This is a genomic window from Tsukamurella sp. 8F (genome assembly GCF_029167375.1).
Taxonomy (GTDB): domain Bacteria; phylum Actinomycetota; class Actinomycetes; order Mycobacteriales; family Mycobacteriaceae; genus Tsukamurella.
This window is the reverse complement of sequence record NZ_JARFTP010000010.1, coordinates 41947-64470: the sequence shown is the minus strand read 5'-3', so window position 1 is coordinate 64470 and position 22524 is coordinate 41947. Positions and strand designations below refer to the sequence as shown.

Below are 22524 nucleotides of genomic sequence, written 5' to 3'. Positions count from 1 at the left end.
GCTCACGACCCCCGGAGGCGGCTTCACCATCGCGACCACGCGCAGGTCCCGGATGATCGAGCTGTCCCTGCTCGGGCTCGCGACGCTGATCACCTTCGCGGCGCTGGTCATCGTCGAGTGGGCGCAGGAGCAGGCCGTCACGTGGGACCTGCTCAAGTTCGGCGCGGCGTTCATCGCGCTCTACGGCGGCGCGCACGTCGCGGTGCGCCGTTTCGCCCCGCATGCGGACCCCGTGATCCTGCCGGTAGTCGCGCTCCTGAACGGATTGGGCCTGGTGATCATCCACCGCCTGGACCTCGGCAGCGCGCACGGTGAGAACGGCCGCATCACCCATCCCGACGAGGCGAACCAGCAGGTTCTGTGGACCTTTCTGGGCGTGCTCATGCTGGTGGGCGTCCTGGCGATGCTGCGCGACCACCGCGTGCTCTCCCGCTACGCGTACACGATCGGCCTCGGCGGCCTGGTCTTCCTGGCGCTGCCGGCTGTGCTGCCGTCGAGCCTGTCCGAGGTGAACGGCTCGAAGAACTGGATCAAGACCGGCATCTTCAACATCCAGCCGAACGAGGTCTCCAAGGTCCTGTTGATCATCTTCACGGCCGCGTTCCTGGTGTCGAAACGGGACCTGTTCACGAGCGGTGGCCGCCGCGTGTTCGGCGTCGACCTCCCGCGGGCCCGCGACCTCGCGCCGCTGCTCCTGGTGTGGGCGGTCGCGATCGGCGTGCTGGGCGTGGAGAACGATCTCGGCACTCCGATGCTGATCTTCTTCACCGTGCTGATCATGGTGTACATCGCGACGGAACGCGTGGGGTGGGTCGTCGTGGGACTCGCCCTGTTCGTTGTGGGCGCGGTGGTCGCCTACCAGCTGTTCCCGCATCTGCGGGTGCGCGTATCGGTGTGGCAGGACCCGTTCGCGGACTTCTACGGGGTCGGTAACCAGCCCGCGCAGGCCCTGTTCTCCCTCGCGACCGGCGGCCTCGCCGGCACCGGGCTCGGCTCGGGCCGACCCACGATGGTGCCGTTCGCGAGCACCGACTTCGTGATCGCGGCGATCGGCGAGGAGCTCGGCCTCATCGGCCTGACCGCGCTCCTGCTGCTGTTCCTCATCCTCGTGTTCCGCGGCTTCCGTGCGGGCCTGATGGTCCGTGACAGCTTCGGCAAGCTGCTGGCCGCGGGTCTCGCGTCGACCATGGCGATCCAGATATTCGTGGTCGTCGGCGGCGTCACCAAGCTGATCCCTCTCACCGGCTTGACGACGCCGTTCGTGTCGTACGGCGGCTCCTCACTGCTGACCAACTACGCACTCGTCGCGATCCTGCTGCGCATCTCCAACGCCGCGCGGGAGCCGAAGGTGACGTCGAAGCAGCCCGGAACCCCGGTTCCCGACCGGCAGACCGAGATCGTGAAGCGCGCATGAACAAACCGCTCCGACGCGTGACGATGGTCGTCGTGATCATGGTGTTGGCTCTGTTGGCCAACGCCACGTACATCCAGGTCTTCCGAGCGGATTCGTTGCGCGCTGACCCGCGCAACGAGCGGGTGTTGCTCGACGAGTATTCGCGGCAGCGTGGTTCGATCCTGGCCGGACCCGACGTGATGGCGAACTCGGTGAGCACCGACGACCGCTACAAGTACCTGCGCGTGTACCCCGAGGCCTCGGCCAAGGCGTATTCGCCCATCACCGGCTACTACTCGATGGTGTACGCCTCGGGAGGCGTCGAGCGGGCCGAGGAGCCCCTACTCAACGGCAGCGACAACCGGCTGTTCGGACGCCGGATGATCGACCTTGTGCAGGGCCGCGATCCCCGCGGCGGCAACGTCATCACCACCATCAACCCGGCGATGCAGAAGGTCGCCTACGACAAGCTGACGTCGGCGTGCGGCCCGAAGCCGTGTCACGGCGCGGCCGTCGCGATCGAACCCACGACGGGCAAGATCCTCGCGATGGTGTCGACACCGGGCTACGACCCCAACCCGCTGTCGTCACACGACCCCAGCGTTGCGTCAGCGGCCTGGAAGAAGCTGCAGAACGACGACAGCGATCCGATGCTCAACCGCGCGATCTCGCAGACGTATCCGCCCGGCTCGACGTTCAAGGTGATCACCACCGCCGCCGCGCTGTCACAGGGCTCCGCGAACGTCGACACGCGGCTCACGTCCTCGTCGACGATCACGCTGCCGGACTCGACTACGTCGCTGACCAACTACGCGCGTGAGACGTGCCCGGAGAGCGCCGGAGGCAGCGTCAGCCTGCTGCAGGCGTTCGAGTACTCGTGCAACACGGCCTTCGTGCAGCTCGCCACGCAGAAGCTGCGCAACGGCGAGGACGCGCTCAAGCAGATGGCCACCAACTTCGGCCTGAACACCACGCCCGACCCGATCCCCCTGAGAGTCGCGGAGTCCACCACGGGACCCGTCGACGACGGGGCCAAGCTCGGCCAGTCCGCTATCGGCCAGCGGGACGTCTCCTTGACGCCGCTGCAGAACGCGGAGATCGCCGCAACACTCGCGAACGGAGGCATCCGGATGCAGCCGTACCTGGTGGACAGCCTGCAGGCACCCGACCTCACGACCCTGGCCACGACCCAGCCGCACCGGCTGGGCCAGGCCATCTCCCCCGACGTGGCGACTACTATGCGGACGTTGATGGTCGCGTCGGAACAGCACACCAAGGGTTCGGGAGGCCCGGTGCCGATCGCGTCGAAGACCGGGACGGCCGAGCACTCGACCGGGCGCAGCGACGAGCCCCCGCACGCGTGGTACATCGCGTACGGTCCGGTGAACGACCCCAAGGTCGCGGTGGCCGTCATCATTGAGAACGGTGGAAATGAAGGCGAGGCGGCGACCGGCGGGTCGATCGCAGCGCCGATCGGACGTGCGGTGATAGGCGCCGCGGTGAACGGGCAGGGGAACTGATGAGCTTGCAGACCGGCTCCACGATCGCCGACCGGTACGAGCTGCTGCGGCTCATCGCCACCGGTGGCATGGGCCAGGTGTGGGAGGCGATGGACACGCGGCTGGATCGCCGCGTGGCGATCAAGGTGCTCAAGGCGGAGTTCTCCGACGACCGCGAGTTCCTCGCCCGGTTCCGCAACGAGGCCCGCACGACCGCAGCCCTGAACCATCCCGGCATCGCGGGCGTCTACGACTACGGCGAGACGCCCGACAAGTCGGGTGGAGCGCCTCTGGCGTACCTGGTGATGGAACTCGTCAACGGCGAGCCGCTCAACGCAGTCCTCTCCCGACTCGGTCGCCTCAGCCAGGCGCAGGCGCTGGATCTGCTGGAGCAGACGGGCCGCGCCCTGCAGGTCGCGCACAGCGCCGGTCTCGTGCACCGCGACGTCAAGCCCGGCAACATCCTCATCACGCCCACGGGCCAGGTGAAGATCACCGATTTCGGCATCGCGAAGGCCGTCGACGCGGCGCCCGTGACCAAGACCGGCATGGTCATGGGTACGGCGCAGTACATCTCGCCCGAGCAGGCGTCGGGTGAGGACGCGACCGCGGCGTCGGACGTGTATTCGCTGGGCGTCGTCGGGTACGAGTGTCTCGCCGGCCGGCGGCCGTTCACGGGCGACGGAGCCATCACCGTCGCCATGAAGCACATCCGCGACAACCCGGAGCCCCTGTCGTCGGATCTGCCCGCCAACGTCCGCGAGCTGATCACGCTGACGCTCGTCAAGGATCCGCGGCAGCGGTATGCGAACGGCGGCGAGTTCGCCGACGCCGTAGCCGCCGTCAAGGCCGGCCAGCGCCCGCCCATGCCGCGCGGCTGGAGCGGGGGCAACCCGCCCGTCGACAACCGGCCCACCACGTACAACACGGGCGCCACCACGGCGATCCCGCCGTCACGCCCCACGCCGCGTGCGGTGTCGCGACCGTCCGCACCCATCTCCCGCTCGGGCTACCCCGAGGACTCGGGCTGGTCGCGTGCGCAGAAGACCGTGCTCGCCGCGTCGGTCCTGATCCTGCTGCTCGCGGCGGCGATCATCGGCGGATACCTCATCTTCGGGGGCGGCACCTCGCCCACAGCGCCGCTGTCGGACTCCAACTCGTCGTCGGCGGTCGAGCCGACCGTTCCTCCGTCCGGACAGGCCACGACCGTCCGGACGACGGCGCAGGCGCCGACGCGTACGACCGCGGAGACCGAACCGACGACGGAGACCCCGACCCCCACCACGCGGACGACGACGAAGACCGTCACGCCGCCGCCCACTCGGACCACCACTCCGCCGCCGCCCACCACGACGACGGAGCCCGAGCCCACCACGACGGAGCCGCCGGTCACCGGTGGTGAGCCGACCACGACGGAGCCGCCACGCGGTATCTTCGGCCTGCCGCTGCCCAACTGGATGGCCCCGGGAGGCGGTACTCGATGACGACACCTCCCCGCCGCATCTCCGACCGCTACGAGCTGGGTGACACTCTCGGCTTCGGCGGTATGTCGGAGGTGCACCTGGCTCGGGACACGCGCCTGTCACGTGACGTGGCGATCAAGATCCTGCGCGCCGACCTCGCGCGGGATCCGAGCTTCTACCTGCGGTTCCGTCGCGAGGCCCAGAACGCCGCCTCGCTGAACCACCCGACCATCGTGCAGGTGTACGACACCGGCGAGGCCGAGACCCCCACCGGGCCGCTGCCGTACATCGTGATGGAGTACGTCGACGGCGAGACGCTGCGCGACGTGCTGCGCCGCGACGGGCATATCGCGCCACGCACCGCGATGACGTGGATGGCCGACGTATGCGCCGCGCTCGACTTCTCGCACAAGAACGGTATCGTGCACCGCGACATGAAGCCTGCCAACGTGATGCTGTCCAAGTCCGGCGAGATCAAGGTCATGGACTTCGGCATCGCGCGCGCTATGAGCGACCCGAACGCCGGCATGACGCAGACGGCAGCCGTCATCGGGACCGCGCAGTACCTTTCGCCCGAGCAGGCGCGCGGCGAGACCGTCGACGCGCGCTCCGACGTCTATGCCGCGGGCTGCGTCCTGTTCGAGCTGCTCACAGGCGAGCCCCCGTTCACGGGCGACTCGCCGGTCTCCGTCGCCTACCAGCATGTACGGGAGGATCCGCGAACCCCGTCAGCGGTCCTGTCCTCGGTGCCGCCCGAGCTCGACTCGATCGTGCTCAAGGCGATCAGCAAGAACCCGGCCAACCGCTACCAGACCGCGGGCGAGATGCGCCAGGACCTGATCCGCGTGCTCGCCGGGCGTAAGCCCGAGGCACCGATGATCATGTCGGACGCCGACCGCGACTTCATGCTGGGCGGCGCGTCCCGCGGACGTGGGCGCCAGGCCGCCGCAGCGGGGGCCGCCGGTGCTGCGGGTGCGACCGCCGCCGGCGCGACCGGCACGAGCCCGGCGAAGCCCGACGACGGCGAGTCACCGTCCGACGACGTCGATCCGGACGCCCCGACGCAGGAGGTCCGGAAGCCCCGCGTGGTGCCGCCTGCCCGGCACGCCCAGGGACAGAAGCGCAATAGAACTCGCCTGATCCTCGCGATCTCGGCAGCCGTGATCGTCGCGATCCTGGCGGTCGTCGGCCTGGCGTACTGGCTGAACTCGTCGGGGGGCACCCCGCACGAGACCGAGGTCTCCATGCCGAATCAGATCGGCAAGCCCGCGTCCGACGCCCAGGTCGCCCTGCAGCGGCTGGGCTTCGACGTGCAGACCAGGCGCGAGAACAGCGACACCGTGCCCCTCGACCACGTGATCACCACGAATCCCACGCCGGACGCGCGCGCCGTCAAGGGACAGTCCGTCACGATGGTCGTGTCGTCCGGGCCGAAGATCGCACTGGTTCCCGATGTGACGGGCAAACCGCAGCAGCAGGCCACCGATCAGCTCACGAAGGCCGGCTTCACAGTCGATAAGGACGTCACACGCACGTCGTCCGCGAGTGTGGCCGCGGGCAGCGTCGTCTCCACGAACCCGGCCGGGCGCACCAATGTGCCGCTCAATCAGCCGATCAAGTTGACCGTCAGTACCGGACCCGAGCAGATCCGCGTGCCCGACGTGACCAACCAGCAGGTCGACCAGGCCAAGTCCAATCTCTCGGAGCTCGGCTTCAAGGTGACCACCAGCGACGTCGAGAGCGACCAGCCCACCGGCACCGTCGTGGGTCAGAACCCCACGGGCGGCACCACCGTGACCAAGGGCTCCGCGGTATCCCTGCAGGTCGCCAAGCAGCCGCCGAAGATCACGATGCCGCGGGTCACGGGCATGGATCTCAACGCCGCGAAGGCCGCGCTGATCTCGGCCGGGTTCACCGGCACGATCAACGTGGACGGCTCGGTCAAGTCGAACCTGCCGTGGACCGACAATCAGGTGTACGGGCAGAGCCCCGGCACCGGGGCGCAGGTGGACGCGAACGGCTCCGTGACGCTGAAGTACTGGGCGAGGAAGTAGCCGCTAGGCCAGCGCCGCGGCGACGTCCCGCTCGAGCTGTCCCACAAGCGCCTCGTCCACGCGGAGGCCACACACCGCGAGCCAGTTCGCAAGCATGCGGTGACCGCCCTGCGTGAGCACCGACTCGGGATGGAACTGCACGCCGTGGATGGGCAGCTCGCGGTGGGCGAACGCCATCACGACGCCCGACTCGGTCCGGCCGGTGATCTCCAGCTCGTCCGGGATCGTGGGCTCGAGGACGGTCAGCGAGTGGTAGCGCGTCGCGGTGAACGGGTCCGGTAGACCGGCGAGGACGCCCCGACCGGTGTGGTGCACCAGGGACGTCTTGCCGTGCAGCAGTTCGGGCGCGCGGTCGACAGTGGCTCCGAAGGCCGCGCCGATAGCTTGGTGGCCCAGGCACACGCCGAGCAGCGGTCTCCCGCTCTCACGGGCCGCCTCGACCATCGGGATCGTGGCTCCGGCGCGCTGCGGGGTGCCCGGGCCGGGGCTGAGCAGTACACCGTCGTAGGGGGCCGCGGCAGCCGCGGGGTCGGCCAGACGCTCGTCGTCGTTGCGCCAGACATCCGCCTCCACGCCCAGCTGACCGAGGTACTGGACCAGGTTGAACACGAAGCTGTCATAGTTGTCGACGACGAGGATCCGCATCGCATCAGGGTACGTCGCCGGTCGTTTCTCCTCGCGCGGGACCTGGGCTACCCTGGCGTACGAACTGTGTCCACGCGCGAAGGAAGTCATGCCGAAGTCCAAGGTCCGGAAGAAGACCGACTACACCATCAATTCGTCGTCTGCGTCGCGCACGCCCGTCAAGGTGAGCGCTCCGTCGGGTCGGTGGTTCGTCGCCCTGTTCCTGGGGTTCATGCTTGCCGGCTTGGCCTGGCTGATCGTGTACTACCTCGGTGCCGACGAGAACGGCCTCGGTGCGCCCGGCAAGCCGCTCGAGTTCATGGTGAATCTCGGTGCCTGGAACTTCGTGATCGGCTTCGGGCTCATGATCGTGGGCCTGCTGATGACGATGTGGTGGAAGTAGAAAGCGCTCTCACCAGCTGAATCACATCGGTGTAAGAGTTATCCCCATTGTGGATGAACCCTGTGGATAGATCCTGGTCGGCTCCGCTGGGCACGGGCGTCTGCCTGCTCGCGGGCGCGCTCCTGCTGAGCGTCGGAGCGCTCTGGCCCGTGTTCGCCGGGTCCACGGGAACGGCCGGCCCGGGCATTCTTCTGCTCGGCGTGGCCGCACTCGTCGCCGCCTATCTGGGGCTGACGTCGCTGCTGCTGCGGCCTCGCCTGCGCGCGAGCGCCGACGGTGTGTATGTGCGCGGGCTGCGAGGCGAGCGGCTACTGCCGTGGAAGGGTCTCGGCATACGCGCGAAATCAGTGCGCCGCTGGGGCCGCGACTCGATCACGCTCGAGCTCGAGCTCGACGAGGGCGAGCGTCTCGTGGTGCTCGGTCGCTGGGAACTGGGCGAATCGCCTTCCGCGGTCGCCGACGAACTCACCGAGATCTCGGGCTCGCACCGACCGTAGCGCCTCCTACGACGCTGCGAACCCGAGATCTCCGGCGCCCGGGCTCTAGTCGATCGTGATCGAGTTGATCGTGACCTGCGTCGCCGGGCGGTCGGCACGGTCCGTCTGGGCCGAGGCGATCTTGTCGACCACGGCCTTGGAGTCGGCATCCTCGACCTCACCGAAGATGGTGTGGCGGTTGTTGAGGTGCGGCGTTTTTCCGACGGTGATGAAGAACTGCGAGCCGTTGGTCGCGGGCCGGCCGATGTTGGCCATGGCCAGCAGGTACGGGCGGTCGAACTTGAGCTCGGGGTGGAACTCGTCGACGAAGTTGTAACCCGGTCCGCCGGTACCGGTGCCGGTCGGGTCCCCGCCCTGGATCATGAAACCGTCGATCACGCGGTGGAAGATCGACCCGTCGTAGAACGGGCCCGTCTTCTCGCCGGCGGCGTTGGCCGTCGAGTATTCCTTGGTGCCCTGCGCCAGGCCCACGAAGTTCTCCACCGTGACGGGAGCGTGGTTCCCGAACAGTGCGATCTTGATGTCGCCTTCGGAGGTGTGCAGTGTCGCGTGGGCGGTAGCGTTGGTGTTAGTCACGCCGGTCATTCTGCCATTCACAGGCATGACTTGGGCGGCTCGATCCGCCGGCCCGTACGGGAAACGAAAGGACTCGCAGACGACGATGACCACCACACTCGAGCGACCCACGGATGTCCAGCGCATCTCCACCGGGGTCAAGCACACCTTCACCGGACCGATCGATATCGCTCGCGGGGGCTTCGGCCTCGGCGTGAAGAGCGCTGGCGGCGGTTTCACCGCCGCCCGCCTCGCCCTGGCGACCGTCCGCTCGCGCTACAAGGCGCGTTCTTCGGATGACGACGCCTCCGCATCGGTCTCCGACGTGTCGGCCGACGGCGGCCGTTCGTGGCGCACACCTGCGCTCATCGCGCTCGGCATCGCGGCAGTGCTCGGCGTCGGCGGCGTCGCGTTCAAACTGCTTCGCACGCCGTCGGTCCCCCCCGTCGCTCCCGAGCCTCCGCGGGTGCGCTCCGCGCCCGCGCCTACACCGTCTGCTCCCGCACCCGCGGACGCTCAGGCCGTCGCCGAGCCGGAGGCACCGTCGGGGGCGACCGGCGACAGCTCCCCGGACACCGCCGACCTCGACCTCGGTCAGGCGGCGGCCGAGGGCGAGGAGGACCGCAAGCGCGGCGAGTGAACTCCGCTCAGCGGCGGAAGACGGCCTGGTGCGACTGGATCGCGAGGAGCACGCAGGCCAGCGCGATGATGACCATCAGTCCGTCGATCCCGTCGGCGTTACGGAAGAAAGCGACGACGGCGAGCACGATGGCCAGGAAAGCGCCGATCCACGCGGCCCAGCAACGGCGGTTCATGGCCCCAGCGTAATGGTCACGCGACCTGCACGTCGGCTAGCGTCAGCGGGGTGATGACGCCGCGCAGCCGCCTCGTGGCGGCTGCGTGTGCGCTCGCGACGGCCGTTGCGCTGACGGGCTGCGATCTCATGCCGAACTCGCTGGAGGTGGTCACCGCACCATCGACGGGCGTCGCGGTGGAGACGGCGCAGACGACCCCGTCGATAGCCCCGTACCGCGTGGACTCGGGCCGTCCCGCATCCACGGCGTCCCGCCCGACCGCGGGTTCGGGCTTCGCCACGTTCGCGGGCCGCTACGGCGTGGTGGCGGCGGTCTGTACGCTCGGGTTCTTCGCTCGGTACCCGGACGGACACGTCGTCGTCTTCACAGCGGGGCACTGTGCGAACCTGGCGCGCGAGGCCCAACCCGACAGCCCGCCGGTCGCCCGATACCTGTCCGGCGACGGCTACAGCGTGCCGTTCGGCGAGTACATCAAAGCGGTGAGCCGGCCGACGGGGCAGGATCTCGCGATGATCCAGACCGTGAACGCGCGGGTCCAGCCCGTTGCGCGTGCCGTCGGGCCCGTTCGCGGGTACAGCACGGCCGCCGACCTCACGACCGGGAACCCGCAGATCTGCATCGTCGGATCGCGCACGGGACTGCACTGCGGCGTGCTGACGTACGTGTCAGCGGTGCGCGTCGACTGGGCGGGCATCCCGGCGGTCGAGGGAGACTCCGGCGGTCCGGTGTACGCGAAGTGGGACGACGGCTCGTATACGGCGGTGGGCGTCGTCAACGGCGTCGCCACGCGCAGGGACGGCATGGGCACCGGCCGGGGCACCGGCTCGCTCATCGCGAACGACATCACCGTGAATCATCTGACTCTGCTGGGCACCCGCTGACCCGGAATCGACAGGCGGAGTCCGGTGTTGCACGACACATGTCCGACAACCTGCTCGACCTCTTCGGCGCAACATCCGAATCGATCCTGATCACCATCAAACGCGATGGACGACCGCAGTCGTCGAACGTCACGCACTACTGGGACGCCGAGCGGCGCACTGCGCTCGTGTCCGTGACGGCCGACCGGGCCAAGACCCGCAACATCGTCCGCGATCCGCGGGTGTCGCTGCACGTCAACGCAGCCGAGTTCTACCGCGGGTACGCGGTGGGTGAGGGGATCGGCGCGCTCACCGCCGTGGCGCAGTCGCCCGACGACGAGGCCGTCGCCGCGCTCATCGACTACTACCGCGCACTGCGCGGGGAGCACCCCGACTGGGCCGAATACGCGCAGGCGATGATCGATCAGCGACGGCAGTTGCTGCGCCTCCGCGTCGACCGTGTCTACGGGCTTGCGCGGTAGGTTCGGATCATGACGATCTCCTGGCAGGACGCTGCGGCCGTGAACCTGATGCTCGACGAGTGCGAGACGTGGGCGGTGGTCGGGCTGTCCGGGGACCCGTCCAAGACCGCCTACGAGATCGCCGAGCTGCTGCAGTCGCGGGGAAAGAAGATCGTCCCCATCCACCCCAGTGCCCCGACGGTGCTTGGTGAGCAGGGCTACGCTTCGCTCGCGGACGTGCCGTTCGAGGTCGACGTGGTGGACGTGTTCCGCCGGTCCGAAGCTGCAGGGCGATTCGTCGACGAGGCGATAGCCGTGGGCGCGCGCGGCGTGTGGCTGCAGCTCGGCGTGGTCGACGAGGCCGCCTTCGACCGTGCCCAGGAGGCCGGCGTGCCGATGGTGATGGACACCTGCCCCGCCATCGAATGGCGTAAGCGGGCCTGACGCCCCGACCAGGAACCGTCCCTACAGGTCGACGACGACCTTCCCCTTCACGTGCCGACCCGCCTGGAGGGTGACAGCGTCGCGGATCCGATCGACCGGGAAGGTCGCAGCAATGGGCACCCGGATCCGGCCTGCCGCAACGAGATTCGCGATGTCGCTGAGCGCGTGCGCGGCGTCGGCACCGTTCGCAGAGGTGATCCCCTCGATCCGCGCGGCGATGGTCGTGATCCGCTCGTCCGGGACGCCGAGGTCCCGCCCCGTCTGCACCGTGTCGGTCCCATGCAGGTCGATGACCGCGGTAACGCCGCCGGGCACGAGTTCGCGCACCCGGTCCGCCAGGCCGTCGCCGTAGGTCAGGGGTTCGGCCCCCAGGCCCTGCAGGTAGTCGGACGACGACGCCGATCCCGTCCCTAGCACCCGCGCCCCCGCGAGCCGGGCGAGCTGCACGGCGAACACGCCGACACCACCCGCCGCGCCACCGATCAGCACCGTGTCTCCTCGCCCGACCCGAACGACGGCGAGTGCGGCAGCCGCGGTGCATCCGGCTATCGCGAGGGTCGCTGCCGTGCGATCGTCGACACCGTCGGGCGTACGGTGCACGTATCCGCCCGCAGCGACGGTACCCATCGGCTCGACGATCACGTGGTCGGCGATGGCTCGGGACATCGCGCCGCCGAAGACCCGGTCTCCGACTGCGAATTCGTGCACCCCATCACCGACCTCATCCACGACGCCGGCGTAGTCGGTCCCGAAACCGCACGGCAGGCTCAGGCCGAAACGTGCGGCGGTCTCCTCGTCCGAGGTCATGAACCAGTCCATCGGGTTGAGCCCGGCAGCGGCGACCCGCACCCGGACCTGGCCTGAGTTGGCATGCGGTACGGGCACATCACGAAGGCCCAGTGCGTCCGGCCCGTCGAACGACTCGAGCAGTACGGCCCTGCTCGCGCCTGTCGATGTGCTGCTGTGGTGGTTCTGCACGGCGATCTCCTCGAGTCGGGGTGCACATGCCCCCGAGGTGGGCGCACGCGGCGAAACGGATTACGCTCCGCTTCGTGAAGTACGCTAGCACAAACGGAGCGTGATCCGTTTTGAATGATCCGGGGAACACGTCGCGGAGATCCGATGCGATCCGCAACCGCGAGCAACTACTCACCGTCGCGACGCGGGTGATCGCGTCGGCAGACCGCACGCCGTCGATGCGCGCGATCGCCACCGAGGCAGGGGTCGGCATCGCGACCCTCTATCGGCACTTCCCGACCCGCGAGGCACTCGTCGAGGCCGTCTACAGGGATCAGGTCGCCCGGCTGGTCGCCGGCTCCCGCGAACTGCTGTCCCATAAGCCGCCCGCCGCGGCTCTACGCGCGTGGATGGACCTGTTCGGCGAGTGGGTCGCCACCAAGAACGGCATGGTGGACACACTCGTCGCCATGATCAAGTCCGGCGACATCCCGCACGGCCAGACCCGGACCGAACTGCTGACGGCGATCTCCGAGATCCTCGACGCGGGCGCCGCCGCGGGCGATCTCCGTGCCGACGTCACCGCCGAGGACGTTGCCGCCGCCCTCATCGGCGTCTTCACCGTCGCCGTCCCATCCGGCGACGACGGCATGGCCGCCCGCCTGTTGGACATCCTGACGGACGGTCTGAGGCCGGCGCGCTGACCTGCTGGCGGGTACCCGCGACCAGTCCGGTCGAACCACGGGCCGAGGACGCGAGAGGCGGCTTCCAGATCGATCCGGAAACCGCTTCTGATTCGCGATAAAACTGGTGGAGCCTAGGAGATTCGAACTCCTGACATCCGCCTTGCAAAGGCGGCGCTCTACCAACTGAGCTAAGGCCCCGAGAACGGGAGGGTGGGCCTAGGAGGACTTGAACCTCCGACCTCTTCGTTATCAGCGAAGCGCTCTAACCGCCTGAGCTATAGGCCCTCGAACCGAAGTGAGACATTACCCCAACGTCTGTCGGATCGACAAAACGGCAGGCAGGCAGCTATTTCAGTCGCGGTCCGCGAGCGTCACCTCGACGCCGCCGACGAGCTCTGCGCACAGGTTGTACACGAAGGCACCGACGGTGAGGAGCCCGGTGAAGAGCACGACATACGCGATGCCGACCAGAGCCGCCCACCCGAACACGTCACCCGACGAGACCAGGCTCGCGCCCGTCTGGTCGTTGACGAGTGTCGAGAAGCTGTTGTTCAGCCGCGCCCACACGCCCATGCCGTCCAAGATGATGTACAGCGCGCCCACGGCGATCATCCACACGAAGAACAGCACGACGGACACCACGAGCGAGAGCTTGAACGTGGTCCACGGGTCGATGTGCCGCAGCTGCATCGCTGCCCGCAGGGGCCCGTTCGACGCCCGCGTCGCCGGTGCTCGCTGGGGAGCCGCGGCCGGTGCCGCTGCGGTGGTCGACGCTCCCGCCGGCGCCGGAGCAGACGCCTGTGGAGCCGACGCGGCAGCGGATCGCGGCGGGACGTAACTGTAGTTCCCGGTGTGGTGGATCTTGTCGAGGTCCGGCAGATCCTTCGGTACGTCGGCGCGGTCTACGTTCGACGTCTTCGCGTCCACCGCTCGCCCGGCGGCCGTGTCGCGGCGCGGCACCCGCGGGCCATCGTCAGGACCTCGACCGGTGGGGCCTCCCGGAGTGCTCACGTCCAAAGCTCCTTACCGCGCCGCCCTACCGGCCGGCGTCGTCGTCCTGCGCCGAGTCGGGATCACCCTCGTCGGCATTGCGCGCGATCGCCAAAAGCGTAGTGCCTTCGCCGAGGTTCATCAGGCGGACACCCTTGGTCTGTCGCCCCGCCTTTCGAACCTGGCGCGCTGCGGTGCGAATGACCCCACCGCCGGAGGTGATGGCGTACAGCTCGGTCTCGTCGTCGACGATCAGCGCTCCCACCAGGGTGCCACGCTTGGCGTCGAACTGGATCGTCAGCACGCCCTTGCCGCCGCGTCCCTGCACGGGATAGTCGTCCATAGCGGTGCGCTTGGCGTATCCGCCGGACGTTGCGACCAGCAGATACGTATCGTCCTGCACCACGTTGAGGGCAAGCAGCTCGTCATCGCCGTTGAACCGCATGCCCTGCACGCCCGACGTGGCACGACCCATGGGGCGCAGTGCCTCGTCGGTGGCGGCGAACCGGATCGACTGCGCGTTCTTACTGACCAGCAGCAGATCGTCCGCCTTCGACGCGAGCACCGCACCGACCAGCTCGTCCTCGCCACGCAGGTTGATGGCGACGATGCCGCCGCTGCGATTCGAGTCGAAGTCCTCGAGGCGGGACTTCTTCACCAGCCCGGCCTTGGTGGCGAGTATCAGATACGGCGCGTCCTGGTAGGTCTTGATCTGGATGACCTGGGCGATCTTCTCCTCCGGCTGGAAGGCCAGGAGGTTCGCCACATGCTGGCCGCGGGCGGTGCGGCTGGCCTCGGGCAGCTCGTACGCCTTCGCGCGATACACGCGACCCTTCGTGGTGAAGAACAGGATCCAGTCGTGGGTCGAGCACACGAAGAAGTGCGCCACGATGTCGTCCTGCTTGAGATCCGCGCCCTTGACGCCCTTGCCGCCGCGCTTCTGGCTGCGGTACAGATCGGTCTTGGTGCGCTTGGCGTAGCCGGTCTCCGTGATGGTGACGACCACCTCCTCGCGTGCGATGAGGTCCTCGTCGGCCACGTCGCCGTCGGCGGGCACGATCTGCGTGCGCCGCTCGTCGCCGAACTTCTCGACGATGCCCTCGAGTTCGTCCCGGACGATCGCGCGCTGGCGCTCGGGCTTCTCGAGGATGTCCTTGAGGTCGGCGATCTCGCGCTCGATCTCGGCCAATTGGTCGACGATCTTCTGCCGCTCGAGGGCGGCCAGACGCCGTAGCTGCATGTCGAGGATCGCGGTCGCCTGGATCTCGTCGACGTCGAGCAGCTCCATGAGGCCCGTGCGCGCGATCTCGGTGGTCTGCGACCGCCGGATCAGGGCGATGACCTCATCGAGGGCGTCGAGCGCCTTGACCAGGCCGCGCAGGATGTGGGCCCGCTCCTCGGCCTTGCGCAGGCGGTACCGGGTGCGCCGCACGATGACGTCCAACTGATGCGCCACGTACAGGCGGATCATCTGATCCAGCCGCAGCGTGCGCGGCACGCCGTCAACGATGGACAGCATGTTGGCGCCGAAGCTGGTCTGCAGCTGGCTGTGCTTGTAGAGGTTGTTCAGCACGACCTTCGCGACGGCGTCCCGTTTGAGGGTGACGACGATGCGCATGCCCGCGCGGTCGGAGCTCTGATCCTCGATCTTGCTGATGCCGGCGATCTTGCCGTCGCGGACCTGTTCGGCGATGGACTGGATCAGGTTGTCCGGATTGACCTGGTAGGGCAGCTCGGTGATGACGATGGTGGTGGCGCCCTTGGCCTCCTCCTCGATCGACACGACGCCGCGCATGCGAATCGATCCGCGACCGGTGGTGTACGCGTCGTGGATCCCCTGGGTGCCGACGATGTGCCCATACGTAGGGAAGTCCGGCCCGGAGACCCGTGCCATGCAAGCCGCGAGCGTCTCCTCCTGGTCGGCCTCGTGGTTGTCGAGGCACCAGAACACGGCGTTCGCGACCTCGGTGAGGTTGTGCGGCGGGATGTTGGTGGCCATGCCGACCGCGATGCCGCCCGAACCGTTGATCAGCAGGTTCGGGACACGGGCCGGCAGCACGGTCGGCTCCTGCGTCTTGCCGTCGTAGTTCGGGATGAACTCGACCGTGTCCTCGTCGATCTCGCGCAGCATCTCCATCGCGAGCGGCGTGAGACGGGCCTCGGTGTACCGCATGGCGGCCGGGCCGTCGTTACCGCGCGAGCCGAAGTTGCCCTGCCCGTCGACGAGCGGGTACCGCATCGACCACGGCTGAGCGAGACGCACGAGCGCGTCGTAGATCGCCGAGTCGCCATGCGGGTGGTAGTTGCCCATCGTCTCGGCGACCGGCTTGGCCGACTTGACGTAGCTGCGATCCGGCCGGAAACCGGCGTCCGCCATCGCGTACAGGATGCGGCGCTGCACGGGCTTGAGGCCGTCGCGTACCTCGGGGAGGGCGCGGCCGACGATCACGCTCATGGCGTAGTCGATGTAGCTGCGCTGCATCTCCTGCTGCAGGTCGACCGGTTCGATACGGTCGCCGTCGCCGGTGTCGGGCGGCAGGGTGGTGTCAGTCATCTGATCTCAAATCCTTTGGCGATCAACAAGAATCGAAACTAGACGTCGAGGAAGCGGACGTCCTTGGCGTTGCGGGCGATGAACGAGCGACGTGCGACCACGTCCTCGCCCATCAGGATGGAGAACAGCTCGTCGGCGGCTGCGGCGTCGTCGAGGGTGACCTGCTTGAGCACGCGCACGGCGGGATCCATGGTGGTCTCCCACAGCTCTTTGGCGTTCATCTCGCCGAGTCCCTTGTAGCGCTGGATGCCGTCGTCGGGGTTGATCTTCTTGCCCGCCGCGCGGCCGGCCTCGAGGAGGCCGTCCCGCTCGCGGTCGCTGTACGCGAACTCCGGCTCCGCGCCCTTCTGCCACTTGAGCTTGTACAGCGGCGGCTGGGCCAGGTAGACGTGGCCCTGCTCGACGAGCGGGCGCATGAACCGGAACAGGAGTGTGAGCAGCAGCGTGGCGATGTGCTGGCCGTCGACGTCGGCGTCCGCCATCAACACGATCTTGTGGTAGCGCAGCTTGGCGATGTCGAACTCGTCATGGATACCTGTGCCGAACGCGGTGATGATCGACTGGACCTCGGTGTTCTTGAGGACCTTGTCGATGCGCGCCTTCTCGACGTTGATGATCTTGCCCCGAATCGGCAGGATCGCCTGGTACATCGAATCACGGCCCGATTTGGCGGAGCCGCCGGCCGAGTCGCCCTCGACGATGTACACCTCGCACAGGGCCGGGTCGTTGCTACGGCAGTCGGCGAGCTTGCCCGGCAGGCCCCCGATGTCGGTAGCGGATTTGCGGCGGACGAGGTCACGGGCCTTGCGCGCGGCGAGGCGGGCGTGCGCGGAGGCGACGGCCTTCTGCACGACCAGCTTCGCCTCGGCGGGGTTCGACTCGAACCAGTGGCCCAGCTGATCACGGCAGACGCGCTGCACGAAACTCTTCACCTCGGTGTTGCCGAGCTTCGTCTTGGTCTGACCCTCGAACTGCGGCTCGCCGACCTTGACCGAGATGACGGCCGCCAGGCCCTCGCGGATGTCGTCACCCGTGAGGTCGCCGTCCTTCTCCTTGATCAGTTTCTTGTCCTTGGCGTACGCCTTGACGATGCCCGTCAGCGCCGCGCGGAAGCCCTCCTCGTGGGTTCCGCCCTCGTGCGTGTTGATGGTGTTCGCGAAGGTGTGTACGGACTCCGCGAATCCGGAGTTCCACTGCATCGCGATCTCGACCTCGTGCCCGGCCTCCTTGCCCTCGAAACCGATGATCGAGGGGTGGATCGGCTGCTTGGCGGTACGCGCGTTGATGTGCTTGACGTAGTCCACGAGGCCGTCGGGGTAGTGGAAGACCCGCTCCCGGATCTTCGGCTTCTTGTCCTCGGCCTCTTCCACCGCCTCGTCGTGCGCGGACTTGGCCTCCTCGGTCGAGTCGTCCTCGACCGCCGCCTCCTCGGCACGCTCGTCGGTGAGCGAGATCGTGAGGCCCTTGTTGAGGAAGGCCATCTCCTGCAGGCGGCGCGACACGATGTCGAAGTCGTATCGCGTCCCCTCCTTGAAGACGCGGTCGTCGGCCCAGAACCGGACGGTCGTGCCGGTCCGCTCGGTCGGCTCGCCCTTCCGTAGCTCGGAGGCGACGACATCGTTCTTCTTCTCGTCCCAGTGGAAATCCTGCTGCCAGTGGTAGCCGTCGACGTCGATCTCTACCTCGACGCGCCGCGACAGGGCGTTCACGACGGAGATGCCGACGCCGTGCAGCCCGCCCGAGACCGCGTACGCATCCGAGTCGAATTTGCCTCCGGCGTGCAGCGACGTCAGAACCAGCTGCACCGTCGGCATCCCCTTGGGGTGCATCTCGACGGGGATTCCGCGGCCGTCGTCGATCACCTCGACCCCGCCGTCGGCCAGCAGCTTCACATCCACGCGCGAGGCGTAGCCCGCCATCGCCTCGTCGACCGAGTTGTCGACGACCTCCCAGATCATGTGGTGCAGACCGCGGGGACCCGTGGTGCCGATGTACATGCCGGGCCGCTTGCGAACGGCCTCCAGACCCTCGAGCTGCTTGATGGAACTGGCGCCGTATTCGCCCTTGGTCTCGGGCTTCTTCTGAGCAGCCACGTGTCCTCGGCACTCCTTCGTCTCATGACCGCACCCGCGAGCCCAACCGGGGGCGGGTGACCGTCTCTCGCGGCAGCCGCTCCAGCGGCGCCGCCCAGTTACCCGTTCATCTTACCCGTAAGTAGGTGCGAAGCGGGCCAGGCACGCCCCTGAACGCTCCGCAGGACGACTTTTTTCCGGGCGGGGTCTGCGGCAGGCCGGGCCGCTTCCGCGAATCCGCAGAGCGCCACTGAGACGGTTCGGTGGAGCCGGCGCCCTATCCGTAGGTGTCACGCGGGCCGCGCCCGGGCACGCTGCGGTCGCCGTGCCGCCAGCTCGGAGCAGCCGGTCCGGTGATGTTCAACCTGGTCACGACGCCCTGACCGACGGCCGCGTTGATCTTCGCGAGCAGCTGGCTCTGCATCAGCCGCAACTGAGTGGCCCAGGCGGTGCTCTCGGCGGAAACGTACAGCGTCCTGTCACGCAGCCCGGTCGCCGTCGCGTGCTCGGCCACCTCGGGGCCGACGACGGTCTCCCAGCACCCCAGCACGGTGCCCTCACCGACCTTGCGGTCCCAGCCGCGCGCCTTGGAGATTCCGGTGATCAGGGTTCCGAACCGCTGCGGATCGCGCGCGTCTGCGCCCGGCCCGGACCATTTCCGCGAGCCCGAGCGCAGTCGCCGCACGCCACCCGTCATGGGTGATGCCATGCCCCGCCCGACCTGCTTTCCCGCGGCCTTGGCGGCGGCGCGTGCCTCTTCGAGGGCGCGCCGGGCGATGTCGGAGCCGTGCAGATCCTCGTCGGCCATCACGCCCTCCTTCGGTCGGTCTCCGACGAGCCTACGGCGAACACGTCCTCGGCGGCGACGGCGTCGACGACGACGGCGATCCGCTCCTCGTTCCAGTCCGCGTCGTCCACCGGTTCGGTGCCGCCGTCGACGAGCACCGCCATCGCGGCCGCCACGGCGCGCCCGGCATCGCTGCCGGCCTGCCCTCCCACGACGAGGCCGCGGAACAGTGCGTTCGCCACGCCCGCCAACGCGCCGTAGCCGGCGCGGGGCGCGAATCCCAGGAGCTCGAGCACGGCGCGATATCCGCGCTCGAGGCGCGTGAGCAGTGCGTCCTCGGCCTCGGCCACAGCCGCGACCACCCGATCCCGGCCATCGCCTGCCGGAAGCGCCGGCAGCGCGAGCGCCAGCGACAGGTACATCCGCCACCCCGCCGCGGTCTCGGCTTCGAGGTCGTCCACAGCCGCGGCGGTCACCGCCTCCAGCAACACCTCACGCCGGCCGCCCACGGTGCGCAACCGCCCAGGACGCGCGGTCACGACGCGGCGCAGCGCCGCCGTCGCCTGCGGTCCACGCTCACCCCCGACAGGCACGGCCACCGCCGCCAGGTCCGCGAGCAGGTCGGCGACGAAATCGTCGCGCCGCGGCCAGCACCGGTACGCCGCGGTCCGCGATACGTCTGCGTCGCGCACCGCATCCTCGAGTCGTACGTGCTCGAGTCCCGGCGCCAGACCGCCACCCTTGACGCGCTCGGCGGCTGCATCGAGAACCCGGCGTCTCGTCTCATCGAGCGACAGGCGCGGGCGCCTAGGGGTTTCCCCCGATTTCGGTACTCGGGGTTCCAAAGTCCGGGGCATGGCCTCTATGGTACTTGATGTACCAAGTTGGTACACCGAGTACCAAGGGAGAGGTAATGACGACCACAGAGATCCGGACACCGCAGACCCGCCGCACCGGAGCGGCCGTCGGTGCCTATGCGGCCGGGGCCCTGGCAACGCTCGCGGGCCTGGCGTACACCGTCGCCGACCAGGCGGCGCTACATGGTCTGGACCGGCACCTGCACGCGATGTACGACCCGGTCGGCAAGTACGGCCAGGCCGGGCCGCTCTATGCGTACCTGTACGTGGTGGGGGTGCTCGGCATCGTGTGCTTCGCCTGGGCCCTACGGCGCGCGCAGGCGGGCAGCGGCCGCGCGCTGAGCGTCACACTGCTGGTCCTCGCACTACTTCCGGTCTTCGCACCAGTGCTGATCACGGAATACGGCTCGTCCGTCGTGCCGCTAAGCCTCCTCGCCGGGCTCATCGTCGGCTGGGTCTGCGGGCTGATCGGAACCGTCGCGCTGTTCCGCGGTACCGGCAAGGCGTGACACACGGGCCTCGGCAGGGCCGTCGACGAGCACGTCGAAGCGTTTGGCGCGCAACGACTCCGGTAGGTCCTCGGGAACGGCTGCCGTGACGAGCACCTGCTCCGTGCCCTCGGCGACCGAGGCGAGGGCCGTGCGCCGCTTGGTGTCCAGCTCGGCGAAGACGTCGTCGAGCAGCAACACGGGTTCGGCACCGTCGGCGCGCAACAGCTCGAGCGACGCGAGCCGCAGGGCGAGCGCGAACGACCACGACTCACCATGCGACGCGAATCCCTTCGCAGGCTCGCTGCCGAGCATCAGCTCGAGATCGTCGCGGTGCGGACCGACCAGGCACACGCCCCGGTCGATCTCCTTCTGCCGGGACGCCGTGAGATCCGTCAGCAACTGCTCCTCGAGCGCCGAGACCGTGGCGGCATCGCCCGCCTCGGCGCTCAGCGTGTCCCGGTACCGCAGGTCCGCCACTCGCGACCCCGGCGCGAGCGCCGCGTACGACGTCGTCAGGTGCGGGCGCAACTCGGCCACGAGTTCCATTCGTGCATAAAGGATCTCGGCGCCGAAGCGTGCCAACTGCTGATCCCACACATCGAGTGTCGACAGCATGGACGCGGCATCCGCTCCACCCCGGCGCGCCGCCGCGCCGGCGGTCTTGAGGAGGGCGGTCCGCTGTTTGAGCACGCGGTCGTAATCCGCCTTCTCAGCCGCGATACGCGGGGTGCGCAGTATCGCGAGATCGTCGAGGAACCGGCGCCGGCCGCCCGGATCGCCCCGCACGAGCGCGAGGTCCTCCGGCGCGAACAGCACCGACTGCAGGATCCCCAGCAGCTCCCGCGGACGCCGGCACGGCGCGGTGTTGATACGAGCCCGGTTGGCCCGGCCGGCGACGATGTCGATCTCCGCGGTGAGTTCGCGACCGGCGTTGTGCACCGTCGCCGACACCGACGCGCTCTCGCACCCCACACGGATGAGCGGTTGGTCGCTAGACACGCGGTGCGAGCCGAGCGTCGCAACGTAGTTCAGCGCCTCGAGCAGATTGGTCTTACCGAACCCGTTACGGCCGACGAATACGCTGACTCCCGGCCCCAGCAGGACGTCCACGTCCTCCCACGACCGGAAGTCACGGCATTTCAGTCGCTCTACGTACAGTGCTAGTCGGCCTTCTGGACGGCGTGACCACCGAACTGGTTGCGCAGTGCCGAGACGGCCTTCATCGCAGGTGAGTCCTCCTGCCGACTCGCGAACCGTGCGAACAGAGCGGCCGCGATGACGTGCGCGGGGACCGAGTGCCTGATCGCCTCCTCGACGGTCCAGCGTCCCTCCCCTGAATCGTCGGTGTAGCCCGTGATGGCCGCCAGACCCGGATCCTCCTCGAGGGCCTTGACCAGCAGGTCCAACAGCCACGAACGGACAACGGTGCCTTTGGTCCAGGCACGTATGGTGCCGGTGACGTTCTCGATGAGAGGTTCGGCCTCGAGGATCTCGTAACCCTCCGCGTACGCGTGCATCAGGCCGTATTCGATGCCGTTGTGGATCATCTTCGCGTAGTGGCCGGCGCCGACGGGGCCGGAGTGCGCGAAGCCGTCCTCGCGGGGACCCTCGGGACGCAGGGCGTCGAATATCGGCATGGCCTTCTCGACGTTCTCGGTGGAGCCGCCGACCATCAGTCCATAGCCGTTCGTCTTTCCCCAGACGCCGCCCGATACGCCGCAGTCGAGGTAACCGATGCCCCTCTCCGCGAGACGGTCGGCATTGGGCCGGTCATCGGTGTACTTGGAGTTGCCGCCGTCGATGACCAGGTCGCCCTCGGACAGGATCCCGGCCAGCTTCTCCACGGTGTCGCGAGTCGGCTCGCCCGCGGGCACCATGATCCATACGACCCGCGGCGCCTCGAGTTTCTCGGCGAGCGCCTCCAGCGTCGGCACGTCGGTGACCTCGGGGCGGGGGTCGTATCCGACCACCTCGTGCCCGGCCGCACGGATGCGGTCGCGCATGTTGTTGCCCATCTTGCCGAGCCCGATCAGACCCAACTGCATTGTGTCCAGCCTTCCGT

Annotated in this window: 23 protein-coding genes and 2 tRNA genes; 12 read left to right on the top strand and 13 right to left on the bottom strand. The window is 68.4% G+C overall.

Annotation, left to right across the window (positions count from 1 at the left end):
• The first annotated feature begins 52 nt into the window (after positions 1–52).
• From P0W64_RS10070 to pknB, 4 genes are read left to right on the top strand one after another with little or no spacing between them, the layout of a single operon-like run.
• A complete protein-coding gene (locus P0W64_RS10070; RefSeq protein ID WP_275480034.1) occupies positions 53–1414 on the top strand; it encodes an FtsW/RodA/SpoVE family cell cycle protein in 1362 nt (453 codons plus the stop codon).
• Positions 1411–2913 carry a penicillin-binding protein 2 gene (locus P0W64_RS10065; RefSeq protein ID WP_275479958.1) on the top strand — a complete coding sequence of 501 codons (1503 nt, stop codon included), beginning with the start codon at positions 1411–1413 and terminating at the stop codon, positions 2911–2913. Before P0W64_RS10070 ends, P0W64_RS10065 begins: the two co-directional genes overlap by 4 nt.
• Positions 2913–4376, top strand: coding sequence for a serine/threonine-protein kinase (locus tag P0W64_RS10060; protein ID WP_275479957.1), 1464 nt, complete (start codon positions 2913–2915; stop codon positions 4374–4376). The genes P0W64_RS10065 and P0W64_RS10060 overlap by 1 nt, the downstream gene beginning before the upstream one ends.
• Positions 4373–6409, top strand: a complete 2037-nt coding sequence (gene pknB, locus P0W64_RS10055; protein ID WP_275479956.1) for a Stk1 family PASTA domain-containing Ser/Thr kinase — start codon at positions 4373–4375, stop codon at positions 6407–6409. Before P0W64_RS10060 ends, pknB begins: the two co-directional genes overlap by 4 nt.
• 3 nt (positions 6410–6412) lie before the next feature.
• On the opposite strand, the gene P0W64_RS10050 is transcribed toward pknB, so the two are convergent.
• Positions 6413–7054, bottom strand: coding sequence for an aminodeoxychorismate/anthranilate synthase component II (locus tag P0W64_RS10050; RefSeq protein WP_275479955.1), 642 nt, complete (start codon positions 7052–7054; stop codon positions 6413–6415).
• A gap of 88 nt (positions 7055–7142) precedes the next feature.
• On the opposite strand from P0W64_RS10050, the gene crgA reads away from it, so the two are divergent.
• Both crgA and P0W64_RS10040 read left to right on the top strand, forming a co-directional pair.
• Positions 7143–7436 carry a cell division protein CrgA gene (gene crgA / locus P0W64_RS10045; protein ID WP_275479954.1) on the top strand — a complete coding sequence of 98 codons (294 nt, stop codon included), beginning with the start codon at positions 7143–7145 and terminating at the stop codon, positions 7434–7436.
• 62 nt (positions 7437–7498) lie between these two features.
• The gene (locus P0W64_RS10040) at positions 7499–7933 is read left to right on the top strand and encodes a PH domain-containing protein (RefSeq protein WP_275479953.1); all 435 of its coding nucleotides are present in this window, start codon (positions 7499–7501) and stop codon (positions 7931–7933) included.
• A gap of 45 nt (positions 7934–7978) precedes the next feature.
• Here the strand turns inward: P0W64_RS10040 and P0W64_RS10035 are convergent, their stop codons facing one another.
• Positions 7979–8518 carry a peptidylprolyl isomerase gene (locus P0W64_RS10035; protein WP_275479952.1) on the bottom strand — a complete coding sequence of 180 codons (540 nt, stop codon included), beginning with the start codon at positions 8516–8518 and terminating at the stop codon, positions 7979–7981.
• A gap of 76 nt (positions 8519–8594) precedes the next feature.
• Between P0W64_RS10035 and cwsA the strand changes: the two genes are divergently transcribed.
• On the top strand, positions 8595–9128 hold the full coding sequence (gene cwsA, locus P0W64_RS10030; RefSeq protein WP_275479951.1) for a cell wall synthesis protein CwsA: 534 nt from the start codon (positions 8595–8597) through the stop codon (positions 9126–9128).
• Between the two features lie 7 nt (positions 9129–9135).
• On the opposite strand, the gene P0W64_RS10025 is transcribed toward cwsA, so the two are convergent.
• A complete protein-coding gene (locus P0W64_RS10025; protein ID WP_275479950.1) occupies positions 9136–9303 on the bottom strand; it encodes a hypothetical protein in 168 nt (55 codons plus the stop codon).
• Positions 9304–9353: 50 nt separating this feature from the next.
• Here P0W64_RS10025 and P0W64_RS10020 point away from each other — a divergent pair, with 50 nt between their 5' ends.
• From P0W64_RS10020 to P0W64_RS10010, 3 genes are read left to right on the top strand one after another with little or no spacing between them, the layout of a single operon-like run.
• A complete protein-coding gene (locus tag P0W64_RS10020) occupies positions 9354–10184 on the top strand; it encodes a hypothetical protein (protein ID WP_275479949.1) in 831 nt (276 codons plus the stop codon).
• Positions 10185–10222: 38 nt separating this feature from the next.
• A complete protein-coding gene (locus tag P0W64_RS10015) occupies positions 10223–10645 on the top strand; it encodes a PPOX class F420-dependent oxidoreductase (RefSeq protein ID WP_275479948.1) in 423 nt (140 codons plus the stop codon).
• Between the two features lie 9 nt (positions 10646–10654).
• Positions 10655–11068 (top strand): CoA-binding protein, encoded by a 414-nt coding sequence (locus tag P0W64_RS10010; protein WP_275479947.1) that lies wholly within the window; start codon positions 10655–10657, stop codon positions 11066–11068.
• 21 nt (positions 11069–11089) lie between these two features.
• Here the strand turns inward: P0W64_RS10010 and P0W64_RS10005 are convergent, their stop codons facing one another.
• The gene (locus tag P0W64_RS10005; RefSeq protein WP_275479946.1) at positions 11090–12046 is read right to left on the bottom strand and encodes an NADP-dependent oxidoreductase; all 957 of its coding nucleotides are present in this window, start codon (positions 12044–12046) and stop codon (positions 11090–11092) included.
• Between the two features lie 188 nt (positions 12047–12234).
• Here P0W64_RS10005 and P0W64_RS10000 point away from each other — a divergent pair, with 188 nt between their 5' ends.
• On the top strand, positions 12235–12729 hold the full coding sequence (locus tag P0W64_RS10000; RefSeq protein WP_275480033.1) for a TetR/AcrR family transcriptional regulator: 495 nt from the start codon (positions 12235–12237) through the stop codon (positions 12727–12729).
• A gap of 104 nt (positions 12730–12833) precedes the next feature.
• On the opposite strand, the gene P0W64_RS09995 is transcribed toward P0W64_RS10000, so the two are convergent.
• The 7 genes from P0W64_RS09995 to P0W64_RS09965 form a co-directional block, all read right to left on the bottom strand.
• A tRNA-Ala gene (locus P0W64_RS09995) sits at positions 12834–12909 on the bottom strand.
• Positions 12910–12922: 13 nt separating this feature from the next.
• Positions 12923–12996 (bottom strand) — tRNA-Ile (locus tag P0W64_RS09990).
• 66 nt (positions 12997–13062) lie between these two features.
• Positions 13063–13722 (bottom strand): DUF3566 domain-containing protein, encoded by a 660-nt coding sequence (locus P0W64_RS09985; protein ID WP_275479945.1) that lies wholly within the window; start codon positions 13720–13722, stop codon positions 13063–13065.
• Positions 13723–13747: 25 nt separating this feature from the next.
• On the bottom strand, positions 13748–16255 hold the full coding sequence (gene gyrA, locus P0W64_RS09980; protein ID WP_275479944.1) for a DNA gyrase subunit A: 2508 nt from the start codon (positions 16253–16255) through the stop codon (positions 13748–13750).
• A gap of 38 nt (positions 16256–16293) precedes the next feature.
• The gene (gyrB, locus tag P0W64_RS09975) at positions 16294–18348 is read right to left on the bottom strand and encodes a DNA topoisomerase (ATP-hydrolyzing) subunit B (RefSeq protein ID WP_275479943.1); all 2055 of its coding nucleotides are present in this window, start codon (positions 18346–18348) and stop codon (positions 16294–16296) included.
• Positions 18349–18604: 256 nt separating this feature from the next.
• Entirely contained in the window at positions 18605–19135 is a 531-nt protein-coding gene (locus P0W64_RS09970) for a DUF721 family protein (protein ID WP_275479942.1), read from the bottom strand.
• The gene (locus tag P0W64_RS09965; RefSeq protein ID WP_275479941.1) at positions 19135–19971 is read right to left on the bottom strand and encodes a hypothetical protein; all 837 of its coding nucleotides are present in this window, start codon (positions 19969–19971) and stop codon (positions 19135–19137) included. Before P0W64_RS09965 ends, P0W64_RS09970 begins: the two co-directional genes overlap by 1 nt.
• A 56-nt stretch (positions 19972–20027) precedes the next feature.
• Here P0W64_RS09965 and P0W64_RS09960 point away from each other — a divergent pair, with 56 nt between their 5' ends.
• A complete protein-coding gene (locus P0W64_RS09960) occupies positions 20028–20480 on the top strand; it encodes a hypothetical protein (RefSeq protein WP_275479940.1) in 453 nt (150 codons plus the stop codon).
• On the opposite strand, the gene recF is transcribed toward P0W64_RS09960, so the two are convergent.
• On the bottom strand, positions 20394–21620 hold the full coding sequence (recF, locus tag P0W64_RS09955; RefSeq protein WP_275480032.1) for a DNA replication/repair protein RecF: 1227 nt from the start codon (positions 21618–21620) through the stop codon (positions 20394–20396). The genes P0W64_RS09960 and recF overlap by 87 nt on opposite strands.
• A gap of 2 nt (positions 21621–21622) precedes the next feature.
• Entirely contained in the window at positions 21623–22507 is an 885-nt protein-coding gene (gene gnd, locus P0W64_RS09950) for a phosphogluconate dehydrogenase (NAD(+)-dependent, decarboxylating) (protein WP_275479939.1), read from the bottom strand.
• Between the last annotated feature and the right edge of the window lie 17 nt (positions 22508–22524).